Origin of the sequence: Arthrobacter sp. NPDC056727 (genome assembly GCF_042790555.1) — a bacterium.
Classification (GTDB): Bacteria; Actinomycetota; Actinomycetes; order Actinomycetales; family Micrococcaceae; genus Arthrobacter.
In genome coordinates, this window is sequence record NZ_JBHTZA010000005.1 from 112865 (window position 1) to 134849 (window position 21985).

A 21985-nucleotide genomic window follows, 5' to 3' on the forward strand; every position below is an offset into this window, starting at 1 on the left:
CTACAGCATGCTCCCCCGCCACGACTGGGAGCGCCTGGTCGGCGCACTTGTCGACGTATACCGTCGAGGCCAATACCTCCGCACGGGAAAAGTGGACGCCGTTAGTGGTGACGGGGACCTTGCGTGGATCGGGCGAAACGGCGTCGACGCAAGAATGATGATCGACAAATCGCTCGGATACGAACTCCGTACGCGATACCGGCCCTCCCAAAGGACCCCTGGGCCCTGAAGTCAGACAAGGCCTGGCTCAGCGCGCGATATCTCTGCGATTATGCCGGAGCCATACGTATCTGGGACAGAATCACGCATTCAAGGTGGGCTACCTTCATACCGCTCAGGATGTCCCACTTCCTTGGAACTGGGACAGCACGATGGTGTCACTCCGCCAGCAGTTCGATCCGCGTCGTTCCTCGTAATCTGAACGTCCCGCATGTTATTCCAAAACGTGCCGCCGCTGACGTTCGACGCGATGACCTCTGGGTTCACTTAGCCCTCACGTCTAAGTTCGGCACACGCCAACCTGACGCCCGAAAACCTGCACCTCTTGACGTTTGTCCGGGAAGGCCCTAGAACTCAATCCCACGTGTAAGAGGGTTGGAGGCATCGTGGCTGGTCAACGGATTGGGTACGTACGCGTGAGCACGCTGGATCAGAACGGGAAGCGCCAGCTCGATGGGCTGGTTCTGGACCGGGACTTCACGGGCCAGGCCTCCGGCAGGGACACCGCCAGACCGCAGCTGACCGAGTTACTGAGGTTTGCCCGTGACGGGGACACTGTCGGGGTGCACAGCATGGACCGGCTCGCCAGGAACCTCGATGACCTTCGCGCCCTGGTCCAAGGCCTCACCCGTAAAGGCGTGCGGGTGGAGTTTGTCAAAGAGGGCCTGGTCTTTACCGGTGAGGACTCCCCCATGGCCAACCTCATGCTCTCGGTCATGGGCGCCTTCGCTGAATTCGAGCGCTCCCTCATCAGGGAACGCCAGCGCGAAGGCATCGCCTTGGCCAAGCAGCGCGGCGCCTACAAGGGGCGGAAGAAGACCCTGACGCCAGAACGAGCGGCCGAACTGGTTCAGCGGGCAGCCGGTGGTGTTCCGAAATCCGTCCTCGCCCGTGATTTCGGCATCAGTCGGGAGACCGTGTACCAGTACCTACGGCTCGCGACCCTTCCGTAGCAGTTCCAGGGCTAGGATTCCGAGGTCTCGTTGTCCGAACAACGTTAGCTTGACGAAATCACGGTTATCGGCGCTCAAACCACGGGAGTGGAAGTAGCTGCGAGAACTCCCGTTACCGGTCATCAGATTCGCCCGGTTGTCGTCCTTTGGCAGGATTCAGCTGGGAGACTGTCCTCGTGAATATAGACATCAAAGCCATGCTCTGTCGGGTCGTGGACCAGGTGTTCGACGAGGACTTCACCGTGGCGGATGTCAGCTCCAAAGACGAACCCTGGCTGCACTGTGTTCACGTTAGCCGCGCCGACAAGGACCGCACCGCAATCATCCGAGCCAGCTACGAATGGATAGACGCCTTCGTCCCGGAGCTCAACGTCCAGGCAACACTTTTCGACTACGACGACGTGGAGTTGGAGAAGGAGGCCGACCTCCTAAGGCTCTGCAGGGTTATGCGCGCATACCTTGAAGGCAACGGACACGTGGAGGAGCGGCGGCGGTTGTTCCGGCGCGGCACGAACTCCGTCTTGAGGATCGAAGCCGACGGCTTGGTATGGCGACTAGGCAGGAACCATTACGTGGTGCCTTACCCGTAGAGCCATCCATTCGAGACATCCGCAGGCCTCCCGAGCGCGACTGTACGCCAGCCAGGGCTGGCTTGACGGAATACCCGTTATCGGCGTGCCAGCCCGCCGTGATTCGACCAGGTATTCGCGCGGCTTCAGCTCCTCGACCCTGGGTTAACCTCGGTGCACCGCCCACACGTTAGGCCCGGCAACACCGAACCTGCCGGCCGGTCTGTAGCGGAGGCTTGTCGGACGCTTCCGGGATGCAGCCGCCTGGCATCAGGATGTCCAGCACCTCGTCGGGCGCTTGAATGATCAGTGCCCGGCCTGGCTTGTAGGAGCACAGGGCGGCCGCGATCCCGAGCGGAGTGTCATCGCCATGATGCCCCTCTGTAGTCGTGGTTCTCACCGGATTGTGTCACGTGCCCACCGTTACCTGTCAGCGCGCTTGCCGGGTTACGGGCAGGCCAAAGTCTTTCAGCCAAGCAAAACTTGCTTCGCTTTCTTAACCCGGTTCACAAGGGAAAAAGAAAACGCCCGGCGAGAAGGTGCTGCCGTCTGAGCCACACCGTGAGACTTAGGCTGTTGATCATGACTCTTCAGCGGGGGCAGGTCCCTCCACGGCCATCCCGGCCTCCAGTATCGAGCCTCCGCCAACCCCGTAAGAACTGGTGGCGTGAAGTGCTGGTAGGACTGATCTCAGGCGCAGTTGTCGCCGTTGGATCCCTCATTAGCCAGAGCGTCGTAGACGACCAGAGATCAGACCGAGAGCAGCTCGCCTCCGAGCAGATGGCTGATGAGGCTGACCGAAGAGAGAACCTGAGGTTCGTTCGCGACCGGTCCTCCGACGAGGCGTCCGCCAAGCCCTTTAGCGACATCGATCTGCAGGGGCAGAGCCTTGGGGGACTGAAGCTAAACAAGGCCGACTTCAACGGCGCCACCCTTCGCGAGGCCTCCTTGGACGGTTCCTCCTTGGCTGAAAGTACCTTCGTGAATTCGGGGCTAAACAAGGCGAGTTTCGCCGACGCTGACCTCACCCGCACGAATATCTACTTCTCGGACGCCACGGATGCTCGATTCGCACGTGCAAAGCTTTCGGGCGCATCCCTGAGCTTCGTTACCCTCGACAACGCCGACCTTCGCGGAGCTGATTTGTCGAAGGCTGATGTCTATCAAGGGCATCTCGTGAACGCGGACCTCCGTGAAGCAAAGCTCAACGGAGCCAAGCTTCATGAGTCCAATCTCACCGGTGCGAACTTCAGCGGGGCCGATCTTCGTGGAGCAGACCTCAGCGGCTCCGTGCTGGAGTCGAACACGTGGAAAAGCACCGTGACGGGCCAGGCCTTCTACAGAGGAGTCGAAAGCTCGCCCGTCGTCACCCTTCTCGCATGCGCAGACGCCACCACCATCTGGCCTGAGGGATTCACGCCACCCGAGACGAAGCCGGACGGCTGCAACACCGACTCCACTCGTTCCCTTCTGGACGAGGCACGGCGCCTGGCCACGCAGTGAAAGCAAATCCGACCCGTAAAGTAGGTCAGTGTGCTGACGCGTCTACAGGAATTAGTTCTGGACCCTGATCGCCATGTGAGATCCGATCAGGAGTTCGCCGCCTTTTTGACCCGCCCCGAAGTTGCAACCCTTGGCTGGCCAGCAGAGGTGGTCCGGCAGTGGTTGTGGGACTTTGGCGACCGCAACGAGCTGGTCAACGACTATGGTGACGTACCACTGGACCGTTTGGCCTGGGTCCTGGAAGAAGTCCCTGCCGCTAATTTCGACGCCATGCCCACCGGAGCCAGCGAAGCCGGCCTAATCGAGGAGTTCGCCGCACAACACCGGCACTGGCTGATTGCAAAGTCGCGGTACAAGCCGCTCGTCAAAGCCGACTGGGAGGAGCACGGAACGTGGTCCGTGCCGCCGGTGCTGATTGACCGGTCTCTGCTCGATCCGCCCGGTGATGGTCTGCAGGTGGTGGAAGGCAGGACGAGGGTCGCGATCCTGCGTGGACGCCGCCGAGATGGGTTGACCACTGCGGACAAGCACCGAGCATGGGTGGGCAGACTGAAGGACTAACCGCCAGACGGTAAAGGGAGGTCAACCAACTTCTCTGGACAACGCCCTACGCAGACCGTCGAAATGCCATGTCGGAGAGTGACCAATCGGTTACGAATCAAGGTCTCTCAACCTGTATTACGGGCTGTCTCAGGCAGGACGGGCGATATCAGCGGTCCTTACACCCCCCCGATAAAACCGGCGTCGCCTGAGGTGCGGGGGCATGGGCTTAAACTCTTGCAGCTAGACAGCCTCAAAGCAGACGCTCTATTTAGCTGCGAGATTAGAGGAAACGGTGGAACTGACTCATCATTCGGAAGGCTCGCATGGTTGCTCAATTCAGATCCGCTAAAGACGCCTGTGGCTGCAACGTGGAACATGATTCTCGAGTCTCTCTAGATTTCCCACAGCCTAATTACCCCCTTCCACTCTTTGATAACCGTGTCCATGACGGTTCGCTTCCGGGGCAGTACAGCCAGCGTCACTTCACCATCCCTCTGAGCGAACAAGACGCAGAGGAGAACGGTGCTGCAATAAAGCGGCGATACCCTGACCTTGAACCGACCCTACTCCTTACGACTACAGGCAACGGACAGAACATCGATAATGCGGGTGCACGCCTTGATCTAGCAAAGTTCGAGCTTGAGAACTTCGAATCACACCTCCGCAGCTACAGGAGGTCCACCGTACTCATGCCGGCGGCCGTTCCGGGGCAGAAATCACTGGATCCAATTCTTGCCTGTTTTGGCAGGAAGCAGCTGAGAGACTGTCCTCGTGACTATCGACATCAAAGCCATGCTCCATCGGGTCGCGGACCAGGTGTTCGATGAAAACTTCACTGTGTCGAGCGTGAGCTCCGGAGACGATTCCTGGCTGCACGGTATTCACGTGAGCCGCGTCGAGAAGGCCCGCACGGCAATCATTCGAGCCAGCTACGAATGGATAGACGCCTTCGTCCCAGAGCTGAACGTCCAGACAACACTGTTCGACTACGACGACGTGGAGGCGGAGAAGGAGGCCGACCTCCGGAGGCTGTGCCTCGTTATCCGCGCATACCTTCAAGGCGACGGGCATGTGGAGGAGCGGCGGCGGTTGTTCCGGCGAGGCACGACTTCCACCCTGAGGATCGAGGTCGACGGCCTTGAGTGGCGTCTAGGCAGGAATCAGTCCGTCGTGCCTTACCCATAGAGGCGACCCTTGGTGAAATCCGAGCAGGCTGCCGCCTCGTGCACAACGGAACGTCTCGAGGGACAGCTTTACGAAATCGCAATTATCGGCGTTCCCAAACTGCCGGGCAGTCGTGGTGCCGGACGCTGGTGGTGCCGGACGCTGGGCCGTCGACTGATTTCCGCGGCTGCCTCTGCACAATCCTGCTCTTGGCAGTGCGGCCCCGGCCGCACTGGAACCGCGAGCACATTGCGGGATACAAGCCCCGCTTGATAAATAGCGGAAGCGTGCCCGACAATGCACTTCGCATCGTTGCAGAGAGGTAGCTAAAAATCGGTGACCTGGCACCACCGATCGCATTCGGTGAGGTCGCTGAAGGACTTATTTCGTGCGGCGCAGCCTGTCCAGTTCCTCTACATCGGCCAGCGACGGGCGGGTTCCCCGGTGGACCTTGATGCCTTCGGGTAGGCCGTCCACTGTTACCCGGGACCCGGAGACGTCGAACGTGAAGCGGGCTTCTCCCATGGCGACGTTTTCGGCGTGAAAGTCCCCCCACGTTTCGGGCAGTACGGGGTCGATCCAGAGCCCGCCAAGGGAGTAATGAGCATCGTGGCGCAAGAGGCTTCGGATGAGCATTATTGGGGTCGTTGCGGCCCAGGCCTGGGGTGAGCAGGCGGTTGGGTAGGGAAGGGGTTCGGGGCAGGCTGACCGGCTGAACCCGCAGAACAGTTCGGGCAGCCTGTGGTTCGTGTATTCAGCGGCTTCCATCAGTGCCGTCGCGATCCGCTGGGCCTCGGGGACGAACCCGTAACGCATGAGGCCGGCGACGATCAGCGCGTTGTCGTGCGGCCAGACGGAGCCGTTGTGGTAGCTGACCGGGTTGTAGGCGCCCATGTCCGCGGCCAGGGTGCGCACGCCCCAGCCGCTGAACATTTCCGGGGACATTAGCCGGTCGGCAACCTGCCGGGCCTTGTCCTCATCCACGATGCCGGACCACAGGCAGTGGCCCATGTTCGATGCGCAGGCATCGACGGGCTGTTTGTTCCGGTCCAGCGCAATCGCGTAGTATCCCCGGTCCGGCAACCAGAACTGGTCGTTGAACCGCTTCTTCAGCTGCTCGGCCCTGTCCCGCAGTTCGGCGGCCAGTGCCCGGTCGCCGGCGTCGTGGGCCATCCAGGCCCGGGCAACGTAGGCGCTGTAGACGTAGCCCTGCACTTCGCATAAGGCGATGGGCGGTTCCGCTATCCGGCCATCGGCAAAATTGATTCCGTCCCAGGAGTCTTTCCAGCCTTGGTTGATCAGTCCGTGCTCGTTGAGCCGCTCGTACTCGACGAACCCGTCGCCATCGCTGTCGCCGTAATCCCGGATCCAGTCCAGGGCGCGGTCCGCGTTGGGCATCAGGGCGGCGATGTCCTCGGGCGCGACTCCCCAGCGGCTCACTTCACCGAGCAGGGTCACGAACAGTGGCGTGGCGTCCGCGGTGCCGTAATAGGCTGACTTCCCGCCCAGAGTCACGCCCGTGGCGACGCCGAAGCGGACCTCGTGCAGGATCCTCCCGGGCTGTTCCTCGGTCAGCGGGTCCACTGCTGTGCCTTGGAGGTCGGCCAGGGTCTGCAGTGTGCCCAGGGCCAGCGGTGCGTTGATGGGCATCACCATGAACGAGGCGAGTAACGAGTCACGGCCAAACAGGGCCATGAACCATGGCGCTCCGGCAGCAACGACCATTCTGTCGGGGTTTTGCGGGTCGGTGATGCGCAGGGCTCCGATGTCAGCGTAGCTGCGGTCGGAGATGCGCTGGAGGGACGGGTTTCCGATCCGGACGGGTGGGATGCTGGCAACCCAGGACTGCAGCCGCCGGTCCTGGGGTGAGGTAGCATCCGGGGCCTCCTCTACGGATGGCAAGGACGGATTGACGCCCTCCACGACCGGGACCACCTCGACCCGGACGTTCCACTCCCCCTGTGCAGGTATGACTGTCTGGAAGTGAAAACCGTCGGCGCTGGCCGTGCCGGCGGGAGCCGTGACGATAACGCCCTTCCGGACATCCTGCCAAACTGCCTCCAGCCTCACCGCACCGTCCTCGACCTGCCTGGTCTGATTCCATTGCCGGTGGAAGCGCCCGTCCTTGACTTCGAAAAGGTCGGCGAAATCGGCGTCGATGGAGAGTGCGATTTCGCAGGCGGCGGGCCCTAATGCGTAATTGTGGATGATGATGTCCTCGACAAGGCCGCCCCCCAGTTTGCGCCTGCGCTCGACGGACAGCGGACTGTCGGCCCTGCCGTCGGACCGGATGGCCCTGCCAATGTAGCTTCCCTGGTAGGGAGCAGGCGTCCACGCGCCAAGGGCCTCCATTGGCTGGCCGTTGATCGTCAGGCACCAGCGGGACAGGATCCTGGTGTCCAGATGGAAGACGCCGTGAGGATGGTGAGGGAAGATGTCCCCATTCTGGAGGGATATGCAGAACGAGGATCCCTCCACCAGCGTCACGGCACCCTGCCCGATTGGCCCCGCTGCGTTGTCTGCATTCCATCCGGCCATCACAAGCTCCTCTTTGAGGTGACCAAGCCTTCATGCCTCCTCGAATCTACGCCCGGCTTGGAGGGAGCACCAGTGCAGTTCAATGCGTGGGGTCCACATCGGGGCCATCTCACCGCAGGGTTCCGCGATGGACGTTGAAGGGGTCCGAAACTTGGGATGGGAGCGGCAAGGACTAAGGGGCGTCGCCTTCCAGTCCGCCTAAATACTCGCCACGAGGTTCATGCGCCAGGCGTAGGCCGTGGCATCAGCCCTTCCACGGGCGCCGATCTTCCGGTACAGGTTGCTGATGTGGCGTCCAACGGTATCGATGCTGATGACCAGGTTCGCGGCGATGTCCCGGTTGGTGAAGCCGCTGGCGACCAGGCCCAGGATTTCGATTTCGCGCCGGGTCAGCCCGTCGGGGCTTTTTTCCGGTGCGCGGGAACCGGGGGCTGGAGTTGTGGGCTCCATCAGCTCCAGGAGGCGTTGGGGTGCCTGGGCAAGTATTTGTTGAGGCGGCCAGACGCTGCCGCCAAGGGCAGCCAGCCGGGTGGCTCGTGTGGTGGGTTTAGGCGTAGGGGTGCTCGGGCGCCGTGGGCAGCAGAATTCCATCCAGTATTCCAACCCCAGATCGCCGCGGATAACCGCTGCCGAGGCGGCGGCGGTGGAGGCGAGGGTGTGTTCGTTGAGACTGGCAAAGGATTCGGCGAGGCCTTCCAGGCACCACACTGCCCTGGCCTTTAGGCCGAGTCTTACCGCGATCTGGAGGCTCTCAAAGTAACCTGCTGCTGCGAAGGCCGGCCGGTTGGTCAGTGTGTCGACGAGTGCGAGCAGGTTAAGGAGCGCGGACGTCTGCACCTGGTCTCCCACGCTTCGGCTTTCGGTAAGGCCGTGGTTGAGAACCATGCGTGCCTGATCGTAGTCTCCGTCATCGATGAGGAGCCGGCCTATCTGTTCCATGGGGAGGCTGGCTGCTACCTGGTCTCCGAAGGAGAGGAGGTCCGCTGACGCGGCCTCCAGACAGGTTCTGGCGAACCCGGCCCGCAGTGGATCGGTGGCTGCGGCGGCGCCGAGGAGGGCGAGTGCCCTGGCGTGGGCCCAGCCGTCCCCGAGTCTGGTGTAAATTTCCATGGCCTCTTGGAGGGCTGCTTCCGCGGACGGGAAGCCGTCCACTTCGAGTGCTGCGGCGGAGAAGGCCACGAGGGAGCCCGCCAGGTCGGGGAGGGAGCCGACCGACCGCCACAGGGTGACGGCCTTCTGAAGTTCGGCGTGCGCGCTGGTGTAGGACGTGAGGTGTGCACGTAATCCTCCGGCGGTTCCCAGGACCTGCGCCTTGCCGCGCGCATCCAACCCGCCTTCGGCACGGACCTGTTCCACGGTTGCGAGGCCCTCTTCGATCAGGCCCCTGTGCAGCCAGTACAGGTAAAGGGACTGGACAAGCTCCGCTGCCTGGCACATGTGCTTTGCCTCGATGAGCCAGTTCAGGACCTGCGTCAGGTTGGCGTATTCCTCGTCAAACCATATGCGGGCATGGTCGGCTTCCGGCCCCCGGACAGCGGCCATGGCGCGTGACTGCTCGACGAGTACACGGGCCAGGCCTTGCCGCTCCGCTGCCCCTAGCGGTATTTCCTTGGTGGTCATCAGGTAATCGCGTATCAGCGGCATCACCTGGAACCTGCTGCTGCCCGACCGCGCAGGAACGGACTGCAGCAACTGTTGTTCAACGAGCATGGCCGCCGCTGAAAGGAGCTGAACGGGCTCACCGGAGGGATGGCTGCCCAGCTCCAGGGTGCGAAGGGTTTCAAGAGAGCATCCGCCTTCAAACTCGGCGACTGCCGCCAAAACCGCCTGCTCTGGCGGGGAGAGGTGCTGGATGCTGGGTGCAAGGCAGGCGATCATGGACCGGTGTCTGGCAGGGATGCCAGGCTCGAGGTCCTCAAGGATGCCCAGTGTGAGGTCCAGTTCGGCAAGAAGAGCATCCGGAGTAAGGACGCTGCTTTTCAGGGCTGCCATCTGCAGCGCCAACGGAACCCCTCCGAGCCGGCGGCAGATCGCGAGCATGCCTGTTACGGTGTTCCGGTCGAGCGTGGTTTCGGGCGTCAGGGCGAGCACCCGCTCAACGAAGAGGGCGACAGCTGAGTTGTTGTGGACAAATTCTTCCAACTCACGCTGGTCGGCTGGAGGAGCGGTCTCGGGCAAGGCGAGGGGTTTCACTGTCACCTGCCGTTCCACGGAGAGGCGCAACCGGCCCCGTCGGGTGGCCAGGATCTGGAGCCCAGGGTGGTCTTCCAGGAGTGAACGAATAAGCACAGTGGGGTCGGGTCCGGTCGGGGACGTATCGACGGCGATCAGCAGCGGATCGGCCGGCCGGTCGTCAGGAGTCTCTGCGATGAGCTGCCGGACCCCCGCGCTGAAATTCTTCAGCGCTTCCTCTCCGGAGCGTCCGGCTTCGAAGTCGAACCAGACCTTCTGGGCTGCGGCGGCGCCTACGGCCTGATGCAAAATCTGGCGGGCGAGCACGGTCTTGCCTACTCCCCCCATCCCGACGAGTGTGATGAGCCTGGTTCCCTGTTCCAGGAGTTCCAGCACCTCCTGAATGTCCTGATTTCGTCCGCGCAGATCGCCGCCGACCAAGTGCATTCGTCCTCCACGCAGTTTGCTCATCTGACCCCGCCGCCGCCGTTGCGGGAGTAGGCTGCTACCGCCTCCTGCGGGAACCCTTCGGATGATTTGTTCCAAAGATACAGGTTTTGTGTGATGTGCCTCTCAGGGGCCAGCGCCGAGGATGGGAGTAACCCCAGCGGCAAACGCCAACCGACAGAGAGAGTGCACAATGTCTGCCATCACCACTACCGTCAATGCCACGGATTGGCCCAAAGACCTGCTTGAACGGCGCAGGCACGCTCTGAATCAGGTCGAGCTCATCCGTGAGGTGCTTGAAGACGGCGTACAGGAATCCCAGCGGCAGGGAAAGGTCGTATCCGGGTCAATCCAGGCCCTGCGGGATGCGGGGATCATGGGCATCATGACCCCGGATGACCTGGGAGGAAACGAGGTGGATCCCGTCACGGCATTCGAGGTCATTGAGACCATAGGCCGGATAGATCCCAGCCTCGCGTGGACCTCTGCCATTCTCTTGGAAGGTGCCGGGCAGCTGGCGACTCACCTGGCCCCCGAGCAGGCCGCGCTCGTCTTCAGCTCGAGGCTGCCACTGCATGCCGCGTCACTGCGTCCGGGCGAGGCGGACAAGGTGGACGGCGGGTATGTCCTGAACGGCAGGTGGGATTTCACCAGCGGCATCCACCACGCGGATTACGTTTCCGCGACCTTCTGGACCGCTTCGGAGCGCGGCCAGACTGAACGCCGCATGGCTTTGATTCCTGCCGGGCAGTTCACGATCCTCGACGCCTGGGACGTCCTGGGGATGAAGGCCACCGGCTCAACGGCCTTCGTCGTTGATTCCGTGTTCGTTCCGGACGAAATGATCTACGACCCCATGGGCACTCCGCGCCGGACGGACACTCCCCTGGCCCGGATGGGGATGGTCCCCTACATTCTCCAGATGCACCCGGGAATGGTCCTTGGCGCCGCACGGCGGGCACTTGAGGAGATCATTGCCATCGCCCCGACCAAGCGCCGCGGCAGCCGGATCAACATCGGCTCCTCGGCCAGCCTGGCCGAGTCGTCCTGGTTCCAGCGGGAGCTGGGAGAACTTGATGCCCAGTTACGCGCGGCACGTGCGCTGGCTGTCCAAGCCAATCAGCGTCTCCACGACGCACTGGCCCGCGGCGCCGACGTCGACCTGGAACTGCTGGACTTCATGCAGACGGCATCGTCCTTTGCAGGCAAGACAGCCCACCAGGTCATCACCCGGGCCTTCCGCCACACGGGCGCGCAGGCCATCGCAGAGGACGGGCTCCTCGCACGGCTGTTGCGCGACATCAACACCATCCTCGCCCACGGTGTCCTGGGCGAAGTGGGCTTCGAACTGCACGGGGAGTTCACGCTCGGACTGCAGACCCCCGAAAACCGGCGGATGATCTAGCGGCCCTTCGATGCCACAAGCAGTAAGGAAAAACTCGCCATGGATACACTCACCGTAAACACCCCGCTGGATCCCCAGTACTTCCGCCGCGTTCTGGGCCACTACCCCACCGGTGTCTGCATCGTCACCGCGATCGACCCCGAACTCGGGCCGATCGGCATGACCGTCGGATCCTTTACCTCGGTATCCCTCGAGCCTGCACTGATCGCCTTCCTTCCCATGCGGGAATCCGGAACCTATCAGCGGATCAGGAACGCCGGACGGTTCTGTATCAACGTGCTGGCCTCCGACCAGGACGATTTGTGCCGTCTGTTTGCCAGACGGGGATCAGAGAAGTTCAGCCAGGTCCGGTGGCGTCCGGCCCCCTCCGGAGCACCGGTCCTGGACGGAGCGATCGCCTGGATAGACTGCCGGCTCGATACAGTCCACGAGGCCGGCGACCACGACATCGTCATCGGCGCCGTCGACACACTTGGAACAGCCGACCAGTCCAAGTCTCCCCTGCTGTTCTTCCAAGGCGGCTACGGACGATTCTCCACGCTGTCCCTCATGGTCGGCTTCGAAGAAGTGCTTCCGGCCCACCTGCGCCTTGCCGACAGGGCACGTCCGCAGATCGAGTCGCTGGCAGCACGCTACGGCGTGGACTGCCACGCGTCTGCCGTCATCGGTGAGGACGTGATCCAACTGGCCTACGCCGGAGCCGGAAGCTCAGATCCGGACTTCAGCAAGGTTGGCCTGCGGCTGCCTCTCGTGGCGCCGATGGGCGCCCTGTTCGTCGCCTGGGCGGGGCCGGAGGCCGTCGACGCCTGGATCTCCCGGTCCGTCGCCCACCCGGAACCCGAACTTCGGCAGCACGTCGAGGAACACCTTGAGCAAATCCGGCAGCAGGGGTGGGCAGCCACCCCGGATGACGAACGCCTGCACGCCATGGAATCGGTCGTCAGCAGGATGGCCGCAACAGGCCCCCTACCCTCCACCGACCGCGAATTGCACGAGCTGCTCGGGGCGGTGGCCGGCGACTACGCGCTGGCCGGGGACGGTTCGACTGAATCGCCCGTTCACAGCATTTCAGCACCCGTCTTCGACCGCGACGGACAGGTCGTCTTGATCCTGACCCTTAACGACCGCGTCCGGGGAAACGGTGCCCAGCGCGCCGAATATCACGAAGCCCTCCTGCAGGCTGCATCCCGCGTCACTGCGGAGATGCACGGTAACCCGCCCGCATAAACCTGCACCCCCCGAAAAAGCACTCGAAAAATAAGGTACCCACGAGAGACACAAATCATCATAATGATAATGATCACTTAGCCATTGTGCCCTCTCCCTTAGGAACCGACAGCGTTTCTTCCCCTCTGAATAAGCCAAGAACAGGACAGAACATGACCCCCATCTACCGCATCGCTGCAGCCGGCGCCGTCGCGTTGGCACTTGCAGCGACAGGCACAGCATGCTCCCCTGCGGGGGCCAAGCCGGCCACAACTTCTGCCGATGGCACTACGAGCCTCACGGTGACGCTCGCGCCAATCGTCGATGCCGCGCCGTTGTACATGGCACAGGAAAAGGGCCTCTTCAAGAAGCACGGCCTTGACGTCAAGATCACCCCGGCCCCGACTATGGGGGCAAGCATCCCGGCGCTGGTTTCAGGAGCCGCCCAAATCGGCGTGCTCGCCAACGTCGATGCCATGCAGGCATCCGCGGCCGGAATTCCGCTGCGGCTCTTCGGCGCCACCACTGTCACCACTGATAAGCCGGCCCAGGATACGGGCAAGGTCTACGTGGCCAAGAACAGCCCCATCCGGGAACTCTCGGACCTGAATGGCAAGACCATCGGAGTGAGCGGCCTTGGAGGCGCCGGCGAGCTTTCGCTGCGGGTCGCACTCGATAAGTCAGGCCTGGACAGCAGCCGCATCAAGTTCCTGGAAGTTCCCCTGGACAGCATGCTCAACTCGCTGGAAAGGGGCCAGGTTGATGCCATCAACACCATTTCCCCCTTTACCAATGGTGCCGAAGCAGCCGGGGCACGCTACATCCTCTCCCCCGGCGCCGTTGCCGTGCCCCACGCCCTGCAATTCGTCCTGGCCACCACTGAACAATTCCTCAGCGGCAACCGCACCACGGTGGAGAAGTTCAAGGCCGCAGTCGACGAAGCAACAGCCTATGCCGCCAAAAACCCGGACGCCGTCAGGGCTCTCCTCCCGTCCTTCAGCGGAACACCCAAGGACCTGGCGGCAGTCATGCAGCTTCCCGAGTTCAATTCCGACTTCACGGCGGACCGCGCCCGGATCTGGTCCGAACTCATCACGAAGTACGGATTCGTGAAGGGCAAGATCGACGTCGACACACTCGTTGTTCCCAAGGCCTGACCATGAACCGCCAACTGATCCGCTACGGCAGACAAGGCTCCGGCGCCCTCACAATCGCCGCAGCGCTGGCCGCATGGGAACTCGGCAGCCGCACCGGAGTGCTGCCCGCATCGGTCTTCCCGAGCATGACAAGCACCTTCCAGGCTCTTGTAACGCTGCTCGGTGAGGCAGGGTTCTGGCAAGCACTCGGCAACACCATGATGAGCTGGGTAATCGGAGTCCTGATCGCCGCCGCGGCAGGTATCCCGCTCGGAATGCTCCTGGGCAGGATCGGTTTCCTCTACCGGGCCACCAGGCTCCTCATCGATTTCCTCAGCACCATCCCCTCAGTCTCCGTGATCCCGGTCATCCTTTTGCTGTTCGGCGCAACCATGGAGATGAAAGTCGTCCTGATTGTCTACGGAGCCTTCTGGCCCATCCTCGTCCAGACCGCCTACGGCGTACGGGACACCGATCGCGTCCTCCTCGACACAGCCAGGTCCTACTCCTTCACACCGGCCCGCTCCGTCGTCAGCATCCTCATGCCATCCGCGCTGCCCTTCATCGTCACCGGACTCAGGATTTCTGCCATCATCGGGCTGCTCCTGGCCGTCTCCAGTGAAGTTCTTGGCTCCGCGCCGGGTATCGGCATGGAAATGGTCATGGCCCAGACCGGTGGCGCTCTGGCCCCAACCTACGCCTACGTGCTCCTGATCGGCCTCGTTGGAATCGCTGCCTACCTCGGCCTGAACCGGATGTCCCGACGCGTCCTTTTCTGGCACCCCTCCGTGAGAGGAATAAGCGCATGAGAGCAGTCCTGGGCAAAACGACAAGTCTCGTCACGGAGGTGTGGCTGCCCGTCGCCGCCTTCCTGGCCTGGTGGATCCTCAGCAGCACCAGCACCTCGCTGTACTTCCCACCGCTGAGCCGGATCACCACCGAAATCGGCACCGTGCTCACCGCGCGGTTCGAAACTGACATCCTTCCCAGCCTGCAAAATCTCGGAGCCGGCCTCGCCGTCTCCGTCATATTGGGCATCACCATCGGGTTGCTCCTGGGACTGGTGCCAGCGCTTTATACGGCGCTGCAGCCGCTCCTGGAGTTCATGCGGGCCATCCCGGGCGTCGCGCTGCTGCCCATTGCCCTGTTCATGTTCGGCATCGGGGCCCAAATGAAAGTAGCCATCATCGTCTTCGGCGCCTTCTGGCCCGTTCTGATGAACACCATCGACGGAATCAGGGGCATCGACGTACTCATCAAAGACGTCGCCCGCAGCTACACAATCAGGCGGCGGGACTACCTGTGGCGGATCATCCTGCCCGCGGCGTCACCGCAGATCATCGCAGGCATCCGGATCAGTGTTTCCCTAGGTGTGATCCTTATCGTCGCCAGCGAATACGTTGCCTCCACCGAGGGCATCGGATACATCGAACTCCAGTCCGCCCGGCAGTACGACATGGACGTCATGTGGGCGGCGCTCCTGATTCTCGGGGTCCTGGGGTACCTGTCCAACGTGCTTTTCAGAATTATCGAACACCGTCTGCTCCGCTGGCACCGTGGCCTGCGTGGAACAGACCAGGGAGGACCACAATGACTGACACAACCATCAAACGCAGCCTCACCGGCGTGCCCGCGCTCTCCGCTCAGGGTCTTGCTAAGACCTATGGCACCGGAGCCACCGCACGGACCGTGCTGGGGAACATCAGCTTTGACGTGTATGACCGGGAAACCGTCTGCATCGTCGGACCCTCCGGCGCCGGAAAAACCACGCTTCTGCGCTGCCTGGCAGGGCTGATGCCCTCCACCGCGGGAACAGTCTTCATCGGCGACGACAAGGTCGTCGGACCGCCGTCACGAATGGCCGTCGTCTTCCAGGACTACAGCCGCTCCCTGATGCCCTGGCTGACGGTTCAGGCCAATGTGGAACTCCCCTTGCGCGGCCGGCCCGGAATATCAGCGGCGCAACGGCGGGAACGGGCCCGGGCCGCCCTCGCCAGCGTTGGGCTTGAAAACAGCGGGTCCCAGCACCCCTGGCAACTTTCAGGCGGCATGCAGCAGCGCGTGGCCATCGCCCGGGCCGTCGCCTACGAACCCGCAGTCCTGCTGATGGATGAACCCTTCGCGTCCGTTGACGCCCAAACCCGCTCCGACCTGGAAGACCTCACGCACAGCATCAAGGAAAAGTACGGCATGACGATACTTCTCGTCACCCACGACATCGAAGAATCCGTCTACCTGGCAGACCGTGTCATCGTGCTCTCCGGCACTCCCACCAGCGTCAGCGAGATCGTCGCCGTGGACCTGGCCCACCCACGGGACCAGGTAGCAACCAAATCCACCCGGGAGTTCGCCGACCTCCGCGCCCACATCCTCGGCCTCGTCCGCCGCCAGCAGCCATGAGCCAGCCACGGAATCCCGATCCGACGGAAGGAGAACATGGTGGATGAAGGGATCTTGCTGCTCCGAGCGGCACTGGCTGTCCTCGTAGCCTGCCATGGCGCCCAGAAGCTCTTCGGCTGGTTCGGCGGCGGAGGAATCCAAGGCACGGCACCGCTGTTCGCGGCCTGGGGACTGCGGCCGGCACCTCTCATGGTGGCGGTCGCCGGAACCCTGGAAATGGCAGGAGCGGCATCTATCGCCTCCGGGACCGTCTCCATCCTGGGAGCCGCCCTCGTCTTCGGCACCATGCTCGTAGCAGCCTCCGTGAGCCGCCACAACGGCATCTGGGCGGCCAAAGGCGGATACGAACTGCCGCTGCTCTACGGACTGGTCGCGCTCGGCCTCGGAGTCACCGGCCCCGGCCGCTACTCAATCGATCAGGCCCTCGACCTACCCGGATACACCGGAATCGGATACACAGCAGCGGCGGCCGCCCTCAGCGTCATCGTCGCTTCCCCGCTGATCATCCGGATCACCCGAACCGCCAGGAACCCGGCATAACCACCCACCCGCAGGCCCGGACATTCCGGTCCACCGGCTGATAACTGTCCCCGCGTGAAGAGGAGTTTTTGTGCGTGGCCATGACGGCGCCTTTGCGATGGGCGGCATGGCCTGCTGTCATCCCCAACCGCCGCAATATCGGAGGTCACCGCGCAGGCCTTTGAGAAGGTCCGTGCCGACAAGATTCGCCAGGCAGGACGGCTTCGACGGCTCGTGGATTGCCTACGCGGACCTCGTGCCCGTCTGCCAGGAGGTGTTCGACTCCGTCCTCAACTCGGTCCTCGGGGACAAGCCCAACCAGCTGGACAAGCAGCGTCCGGAGGTCTCGGTGACGGCCGGCCGGCTGCTGGACATCGCCTCCGCCGAGGGCCAGGTAACGGAAGCCGGCCTGCGCCTGAACCTCTACGTGGCCGTGGCCTACACCGCCGTCTGGATCTCCGGCAACGGCGCGGTGGCCATCCACAACCTGATGGAAGATGCCGCGACGGCGGAAATCTCCCGTTCGCAGGTCTGGCAGCAGATCCGCAACGAGGTGGTCCTCGCGGACACCGGCCAGATGGTTACCCGTGAACTCGTCACCCGGATCCTCGCCGAGGAAACCGAAAAGCTGCGCAGCGAGGTGGGTGAGGAAGCGTTCGCCCGCTACTACCAGCCTGCCAACCACACGGACTTCCTCACCACGCCCGCCTACAAACTGGTCGGCAGAGGATTCGAAGGCATCAGCGGAAGCAGTCCTCCCGCCGCAACCGGACGCCCACGAAAGCGACTGCCTACAGGATGGCATATGCCCTCCGTTCAAATGATCATGATCATTATTCCGAATCGCTTGACATGCGATCTCGGTCACATCTAAACTCATCGTAATGATCATGATGAATAAGAGCTGAACCTCCTCTCATCACCCCTTAGTTCCCATCCATTAGGAGTTTTTGTGCGTATTGCCAATGTTGATAACCGCGCTGTTCTGTTGACGTCTGACGAAGCCGGTACCGATGTGCATAAGGCCAGTGGGGGCAGCTTTGGTCCTGGGCTGGCGGATGTTTATGAGCGGTGGGAGGAGTTCCGGGCCTGGGCCGGGACTCTGTCTGACACCCCTGCCGATGTTCCGTTCGACCGGTCGTGGCTGGGGTCGCCGTCGCCGGCGCCGCGGCAGGTGTTCGCGATTGGTTTGAACTACTCGGAGCACGCGAAGGAGTCGGGGTTCGCGCAGCCGGACACGCTCCCGCCGGTGTTCACGAAGTTCCCGACCTGCATCACGGGCCCGGACACGACGGTGGTACTGCCCGAGGGTGGGAACACCGACTGGGAAGTCGAACTCGTGGCCGTGATCGGCAAGGAAGCCCGGAACGTTCCCGCGGCCGAAGCCTGGGACCATGTAGCAGGCCTGACGATCGGGCAGGATATCTCCGAGCGGGTCTCCCAGCTCCGCGGCCCGGCACCGCAGTTCGGGCTGGGCAAGTCCTTCCCCGGCTTCGGCCCGGTCGGGCCCTGGCTGGTCACCCCGGACGAGTTCGGGAACCCGGATGACCTGGAACTGTCCTGCAGCCTGGACGGCGAAGAACTCCAGAAAGGCCGGACCAGCGAGCTGATCTTCTCCGTCCCTGCCCTGATCGAGGGCCTGTCCGCAACGGTGACGCTGCTGCCGGGGGACATTATTTTCACCGGCACCCCGGCCGGGGTCGGCGTGGGCCGGAGCCCGAAGCGGTTCATCCAGCCCGGGGAAACCCTGGTCTCCCGGATCGAGGGCATCGGCGAAATGACACAGACCTTCATCTCTGCCGGCGACTGAACCATCCCCGGCTGCCCGGGCCCGCACGGGACCGGCCAGCCCAGGGCGCTCCCCCTTGAGCTGCCCGTTTACCTCATCTTTTTGGATACAAAGGAGTAATCCCATGTCGCTGCATCGCCTGACCCGCGTCGTGATGGGCGTACCGAATGTCCCCGAAACGGCCGCCTACTACGAGGAGTTCGGCCTTGACGCGCTCGGTAACAACTCGTTCGGGACCCGTGACGGCGGCGAACAACTGAAAATCGTCCACGCCCCCACCCGGCGCCTGGTCGAACTCGGCGTCGGCGCCGACAACGACGACGACGTCGCCAAGGTCACCTCCCAGATGACCCGCCTGGGTGTGCCGATCAACCACAACGGCAGCGAACTGCTGGCCACCGAGCCGGTCTCCGGGTTCACCGCCCGGATCCACGTCGCCCCCCGCATCTCCCAGGACCCCACCCCGGCGACCCCTTATAACGGCCCCGGCCGGATCGACCGCTGGGGACGCGCACCGGGGGTCGTGCGGGATTACGCGATCAAGCCCCGCAAACTCGGCCACACCGTGATCGGCACCGTGAACCTGGAAGCGACCATGCGGTTCTTTACCGAAGGCATCGGCTTCAAGGTCAGCGACTACATCTCGGACAAGGGCGCGTTCATGCGCTGCTCGGTGGACCACCACAACGTCCTGGCCCTCGCCGCCCCGGTGAACTTCCTGCACCACACCTCCTGGCAGGTCGACGACATTGATGATGTCGGACGCGGCGCCAAAGCCATGCTGGAGAACAACCCCGAACGCCACATCTGGGGCCTGGGCCGTCACCACGCCGGATCCAACTTCTTCTGGTACCTCAAAGACCCCGCCGGGAACTTTTCCGAGTACTACTCCGACATGGACTGCATCCCCGAAGACGAAATCTGGACCCCAGAAACCTTCGAAGGAGCCCAGGGACTCTTCAACTGGGGACCCCCACCACCCCCCTCCTTCCTCGAACCCGACGACCTCGCCGCCCTCATGACGGGCACCCACGCCCCCAGCGCCCTGGGGCTTCGCTCACAACCCGTCTAAACCCGCACTAAGACAAAGGCGCCTGAAAGGCTTCCCCCAATGTTTGTTATCAACATCAGCTACACGGTGCCCGCCGATGCCGTCGCTGTACACCGCGGAGCGCACATTGAATGGCTCCAGACCGCCGTCAACGCTGGAGTGATCGCGGCTGCGGGCAGCAAGACGACCCGAGACGGCGGCGTGCTGATCTCCCTCATCCAGGACAGGGAGTACCTCGAGGCGGAACTGGCCAAAGATCCCTACGCCACCGCCAAGGTCGCCGCCTACCAGCTGACAGAAGTCAACGTCCCGATGGTTGCCGGCGGACTGGAACAGCTTAAGAGCCCGGCAGAGGAGGACTTTGATGTCGTCATCGCCGGTTACGGGCCGGTCGGACGGGTCCTCGCCCTGCAGCTGGGACGCCGCGGCCACCGCGTGGCGGTGGTCGAGCGGCAACTGGTCAGTTACCCGCTGCCGCGGGCTGTCCACTTCGACGATGAAATCGCCCGGCTCCTGCAGTCACTGGACGCTTCGCCTGAGCAGATGCCGCACGCCGTCGAGGCATATGACGATCAGTACGAATGGCGCAACGCCGCAGGTGAACCTCTCCTGCAACTGGAATGGCGCGGCGGTGGACGGTCGGGCTGGAACACCAGCTACTTCTTCCACCAGCCCAGCGTCGAGGCATTCCTGCATGACAAGGTTTCCGCCCTGGGGTCCGTTACCGTGCTGCGCGGCTGGGAAGCTGAATCCCGGTACGAAACCGAGGGACAGATCACCCTTCATGTGCGCAACGCTGACGGGGAGCGGCGGTCACTGACCGGCAAGTACCTGATCGGGGCTGACGGTGCCAACAGCAAAGTCCGCCAGTGGATGGGGACCACCATGACCGACCTTGGCTACTTTCACGACTGGCTGGTCGTGGACCTCCTGCCCAAGGAACCTATGCAGGTTGAACCGCCGGCTCTGCAAATCTGTGACCCCCTCCGGCCCACCACCCTGGTACCGGGAGGCCCGGGGCGGCGCCGCTTCGAATTCCTGCGGCTGGAAGGCGAAACCAAGGAAGAGTTCAGCAGTGAGGCAAACGTCTGGGAGCTCCTCAAGCCCTGGGGTGTAAGCCCCGGCACAGCAGATATTGAACGCCGCGCCCTCTACACTTTCCAGGCGCGCTGGTGCGATTCCTGGCGCAAGGGCCGGATGCTTCTTGCCGGCGATTCGGCCCACCTGATGCCACCCTTCGCCGGCCAGGGAATGAGTTCAGGGCTGCGCGATGCAGCAAACCTGGAATGGAAACTCGATCTGGTCCTGACGGGCCGCGCCGACGAGTCCATTCTGGATTCCTACGGAACGGAACGGGCGGAGCACGTCCGGCACTTCATCGAACGCTCCATGCAACTCGGCGAGATCATCTGCCTGACCGACCCTGCAGATGCGGCGAAACGCGACGAGAAAATGACCGGAGACATCGCAGCCGGCGTCAGCATGCCGGCCCACCCCGCACCCCGTCTCGGTGACGGACTGCACCGGTACGACCACTCCGGCGGGACCCTCTCCATCCAGGCCGCCGTCCGGGGAGCTGATAAAGAGGGACTCTTCGACGACGTCTACGGCCCGGGCGGAACCCTCCTGCTGCGGAAGGAAGGGCTCAGGAACGAACTGCCCGAAGACCTCCACGCCGCGCTGCAAGCGACAGGGGTCCGGGTCATAGCCTTGGGAACAGTGCCGGCAGCGGACACGGCCGTCGATGTCAGCGGCGCCTACTCAGCCTGGCTCGACGAAATCGTGGCCGACGCCGTCCTCATCCGCCCCGATTTCTATGTCTACGGCACTGCTGTAGCAGGGGAAGTCCCGGAGCTGGTCCAGGAGTTCCTGGGCGATCTGCAACCAACGAAAGCCGCCGACGCCCGGCCCGCTCTTACCGGCTCAAGCCGGTGACACAGGTCCCCTGCTCTGCTGCGGGCACCCTGCCCGCAGCAGAGCACCGGCACCTCATCGAAAACGCGCTGGCACTCTACTGCCTGGCCATGGATGAACACGATGCCGCCGCAGCCGGGCGGCTGCTCGCCGACGCGCAGCTGCACTTCAAAGACCAGCCCCCGCAAACCGGTGCAGACGCCATAGCCGGTTTCTATGCCGGAGCGTTCACAAACCCAGCCCCAACCCGGCACCTCATCACCAATCTGCTCACTCAGACCGACGGCCCAGACATTACGTATCGGGCCACATATCAACGATGGTCACTGGCGGGAACCCACCCAGTCTGCCAAGCCATCGGTGAATACCGGGGACGGTTCACCCCAACACCCGAACGCTTGAAATGGACTGAACACCGCATACGGCAGGCCTAGCCTTCGCTCCCCCCACTCCCGCG

Annotated in this window: 19 protein-coding genes and 1 pseudogene; 18 read left to right on the forward strand and 2 right to left on the reverse strand. The window is 63.1% G+C overall.

Annotated features, from left to right (window positions below; translation table 11 throughout):
- The first annotated feature begins 605 nt into the window (after window positions 1-605).
- The 5 genes from ACFRAH_RS06920 (at window position 606) to ACFRAH_RS06940 (ending at window position 4972) form a co-directional block, all read left to right on the forward strand.
- Window positions 606-1172, forward strand: coding sequence for a recombinase family protein (locus ACFRAH_RS06920; RefSeq protein ID WP_377990168.1), 567 nt, complete (start codon window positions 606-608; stop codon window positions 1170-1172).
- Window positions 1173-1348: 176 nt separating this feature from the next.
- A complete protein-coding gene (locus tag ACFRAH_RS06925; protein WP_377990169.1) occupies window positions 1349-1762 on the forward strand; it encodes a hypothetical protein in 414 nt (137 codons plus the stop codon).
- A 759-nt stretch (window positions 1763-2521) separates the two neighbouring features.
- Window positions 2522-3244, forward strand: a complete 723-nt coding sequence (locus tag ACFRAH_RS06930) for a pentapeptide repeat-containing protein (RefSeq protein WP_377990170.1) — start codon at window positions 2522-2524, stop codon at window positions 3242-3244.
- Between the two features lie 30 nt (window positions 3245-3274).
- Window positions 3275-3805 (forward strand): hypothetical protein, encoded by a 531-nt coding sequence (locus ACFRAH_RS06935; RefSeq protein WP_377990171.1) that lies wholly within the window; start codon window positions 3275-3277, stop codon window positions 3803-3805.
- 753 nt (window positions 3806-4558) lie between these two features.
- Complete coding sequence (locus ACFRAH_RS06940) at window positions 4559-4972, forward strand: hypothetical protein (protein ID WP_377990172.1); 414 nt, start codon at window positions 4559-4561, stop codon at window positions 4970-4972.
- A 360-nt stretch (window positions 4973-5332) separates the two neighbouring features.
- On the opposite strand, the gene ACFRAH_RS06945 is transcribed toward ACFRAH_RS06940, so the two are convergent.
- Both ACFRAH_RS06945 and ACFRAH_RS06950 read right to left on the reverse strand, forming a co-directional pair.
- On the reverse strand, window positions 5333-7489 hold the full coding sequence (locus tag ACFRAH_RS06945) for a glycogen debranching N-terminal domain-containing protein (protein ID WP_377990173.1): 2157 nt from the start codon (window positions 7487-7489) through the stop codon (window positions 5333-5335).
- A gap of 198 nt (window positions 7490-7687) precedes the next feature.
- On the reverse strand, window positions 7688-10108 hold the full coding sequence (locus tag ACFRAH_RS06950; RefSeq protein WP_377990174.1) for a LuxR C-terminal-related transcriptional regulator: 2421 nt from the start codon (window positions 10106-10108) through the stop codon (window positions 7688-7690).
- 193 nt (window positions 10109-10301) lie between these two features.
- On the opposite strand from ACFRAH_RS06950, the gene ACFRAH_RS06955 reads away from it, so the two are divergent.
- From ACFRAH_RS06955 to ACFRAH_RS07015, 13 genes and pseudogenes are all read left to right on the forward strand, one after another.
- Window positions 10302-11513: an acyl-CoA dehydrogenase family protein gene (locus ACFRAH_RS06955; RefSeq protein ID WP_377990175.1), complete on the forward strand. Its 1212-nt coding sequence runs from the start codon at window positions 10302-10304 to the stop codon at window positions 11511-11513.
- Window positions 11514-11552: 39 nt separating this feature from the next.
- Window positions 11553-12740 (forward strand): flavin reductase, encoded by a 1188-nt coding sequence (locus ACFRAH_RS06960; RefSeq protein WP_377990176.1) that lies wholly within the window; start codon window positions 11553-11555, stop codon window positions 12738-12740.
- Between the two features lie 152 nt (window positions 12741-12892).
- Window positions 12893-13876: an ABC transporter substrate-binding protein gene (locus ACFRAH_RS06965; RefSeq protein ID WP_377990177.1), complete on the forward strand. Its 984-nt coding sequence runs from the start codon at window positions 12893-12895 to the stop codon at window positions 13874-13876.
- A 2-nt stretch (window positions 13877-13878) separates the two neighbouring features.
- Window positions 13879-14664: an ABC transporter permease gene (locus ACFRAH_RS06970; RefSeq protein WP_377990178.1), complete on the forward strand. Its 786-nt coding sequence runs from the start codon at window positions 13879-13881 to the stop codon at window positions 14662-14664.
- Complete coding sequence (locus ACFRAH_RS06975) at window positions 14661-15449, forward strand: ABC transporter permease (protein WP_377990179.1); 789 nt, start codon at window positions 14661-14663, stop codon at window positions 15447-15449. Before ACFRAH_RS06970 ends, ACFRAH_RS06975 begins: the two co-directional genes overlap by 4 nt.
- Complete coding sequence (locus tag ACFRAH_RS06980; protein WP_377990180.1) at window positions 15446-16255, forward strand: ABC transporter ATP-binding protein; 810 nt, start codon at window positions 15446-15448, stop codon at window positions 16253-16255. The genes ACFRAH_RS06975 and ACFRAH_RS06980 overlap by 4 nt, the downstream gene beginning before the upstream one ends.
- Before the next feature lie 39 nt (window positions 16256-16294).
- On the forward strand, window positions 16295-16795 hold the full coding sequence (locus ACFRAH_RS06985) for a DoxX family protein (protein WP_377990181.1): 501 nt from the start codon (window positions 16295-16297) through the stop codon (window positions 16793-16795).
- Between the two features lie 70 nt (window positions 16796-16865).
- Entirely contained in the window at window positions 16866-17648 is a 783-nt protein-coding gene (locus tag ACFRAH_RS06990) for a hypothetical protein (RefSeq protein WP_377990182.1), read from the forward strand.
- A 114-nt stretch (window positions 17649-17762) separates the two neighbouring features.
- The gene (locus ACFRAH_RS06995) at window positions 17763-18584 is read left to right on the forward strand and encodes a fumarylacetoacetate hydrolase family protein (protein ID WP_377990183.1); all 822 of its coding nucleotides are present in this window, start codon (window positions 17763-17765) and stop codon (window positions 18582-18584) included.
- A gap of 103 nt (window positions 18585-18687) precedes the next feature.
- A complete protein-coding gene (locus ACFRAH_RS07000) occupies window positions 18688-19635 on the forward strand; it encodes a VOC family protein (protein WP_377990184.1) in 948 nt (315 codons plus the stop codon).
- A 39-nt stretch (window positions 19636-19674) separates the two neighbouring features.
- Window positions 19675-19902: pseudogene (locus ACFRAH_RS07005) on the forward strand (YciI family protein); the annotation flags it as partial.
- Between the two features lie 24 nt (window positions 19903-19926).
- Window positions 19927-21549, forward strand: coding sequence for a bifunctional 3-(3-hydroxy-phenyl)propionate/3-hydroxycinnamic acid hydroxylase (locus ACFRAH_RS07010; protein ID WP_377990296.1), 1623 nt, complete (start codon window positions 19927-19929; stop codon window positions 21547-21549).
- Window positions 21546-21962 carry a nuclear transport factor 2 family protein gene (locus ACFRAH_RS07015; RefSeq protein ID WP_377990185.1) on the forward strand — a complete coding sequence of 139 codons (417 nt, stop codon included), beginning with the start codon at window positions 21546-21548 and terminating at the stop codon, window positions 21960-21962. Before ACFRAH_RS07010 ends, ACFRAH_RS07015 begins: the two co-directional genes overlap by 4 nt.
- The last annotated feature ends 23 nt before the right edge of the window (window positions 21963-21985 follow it).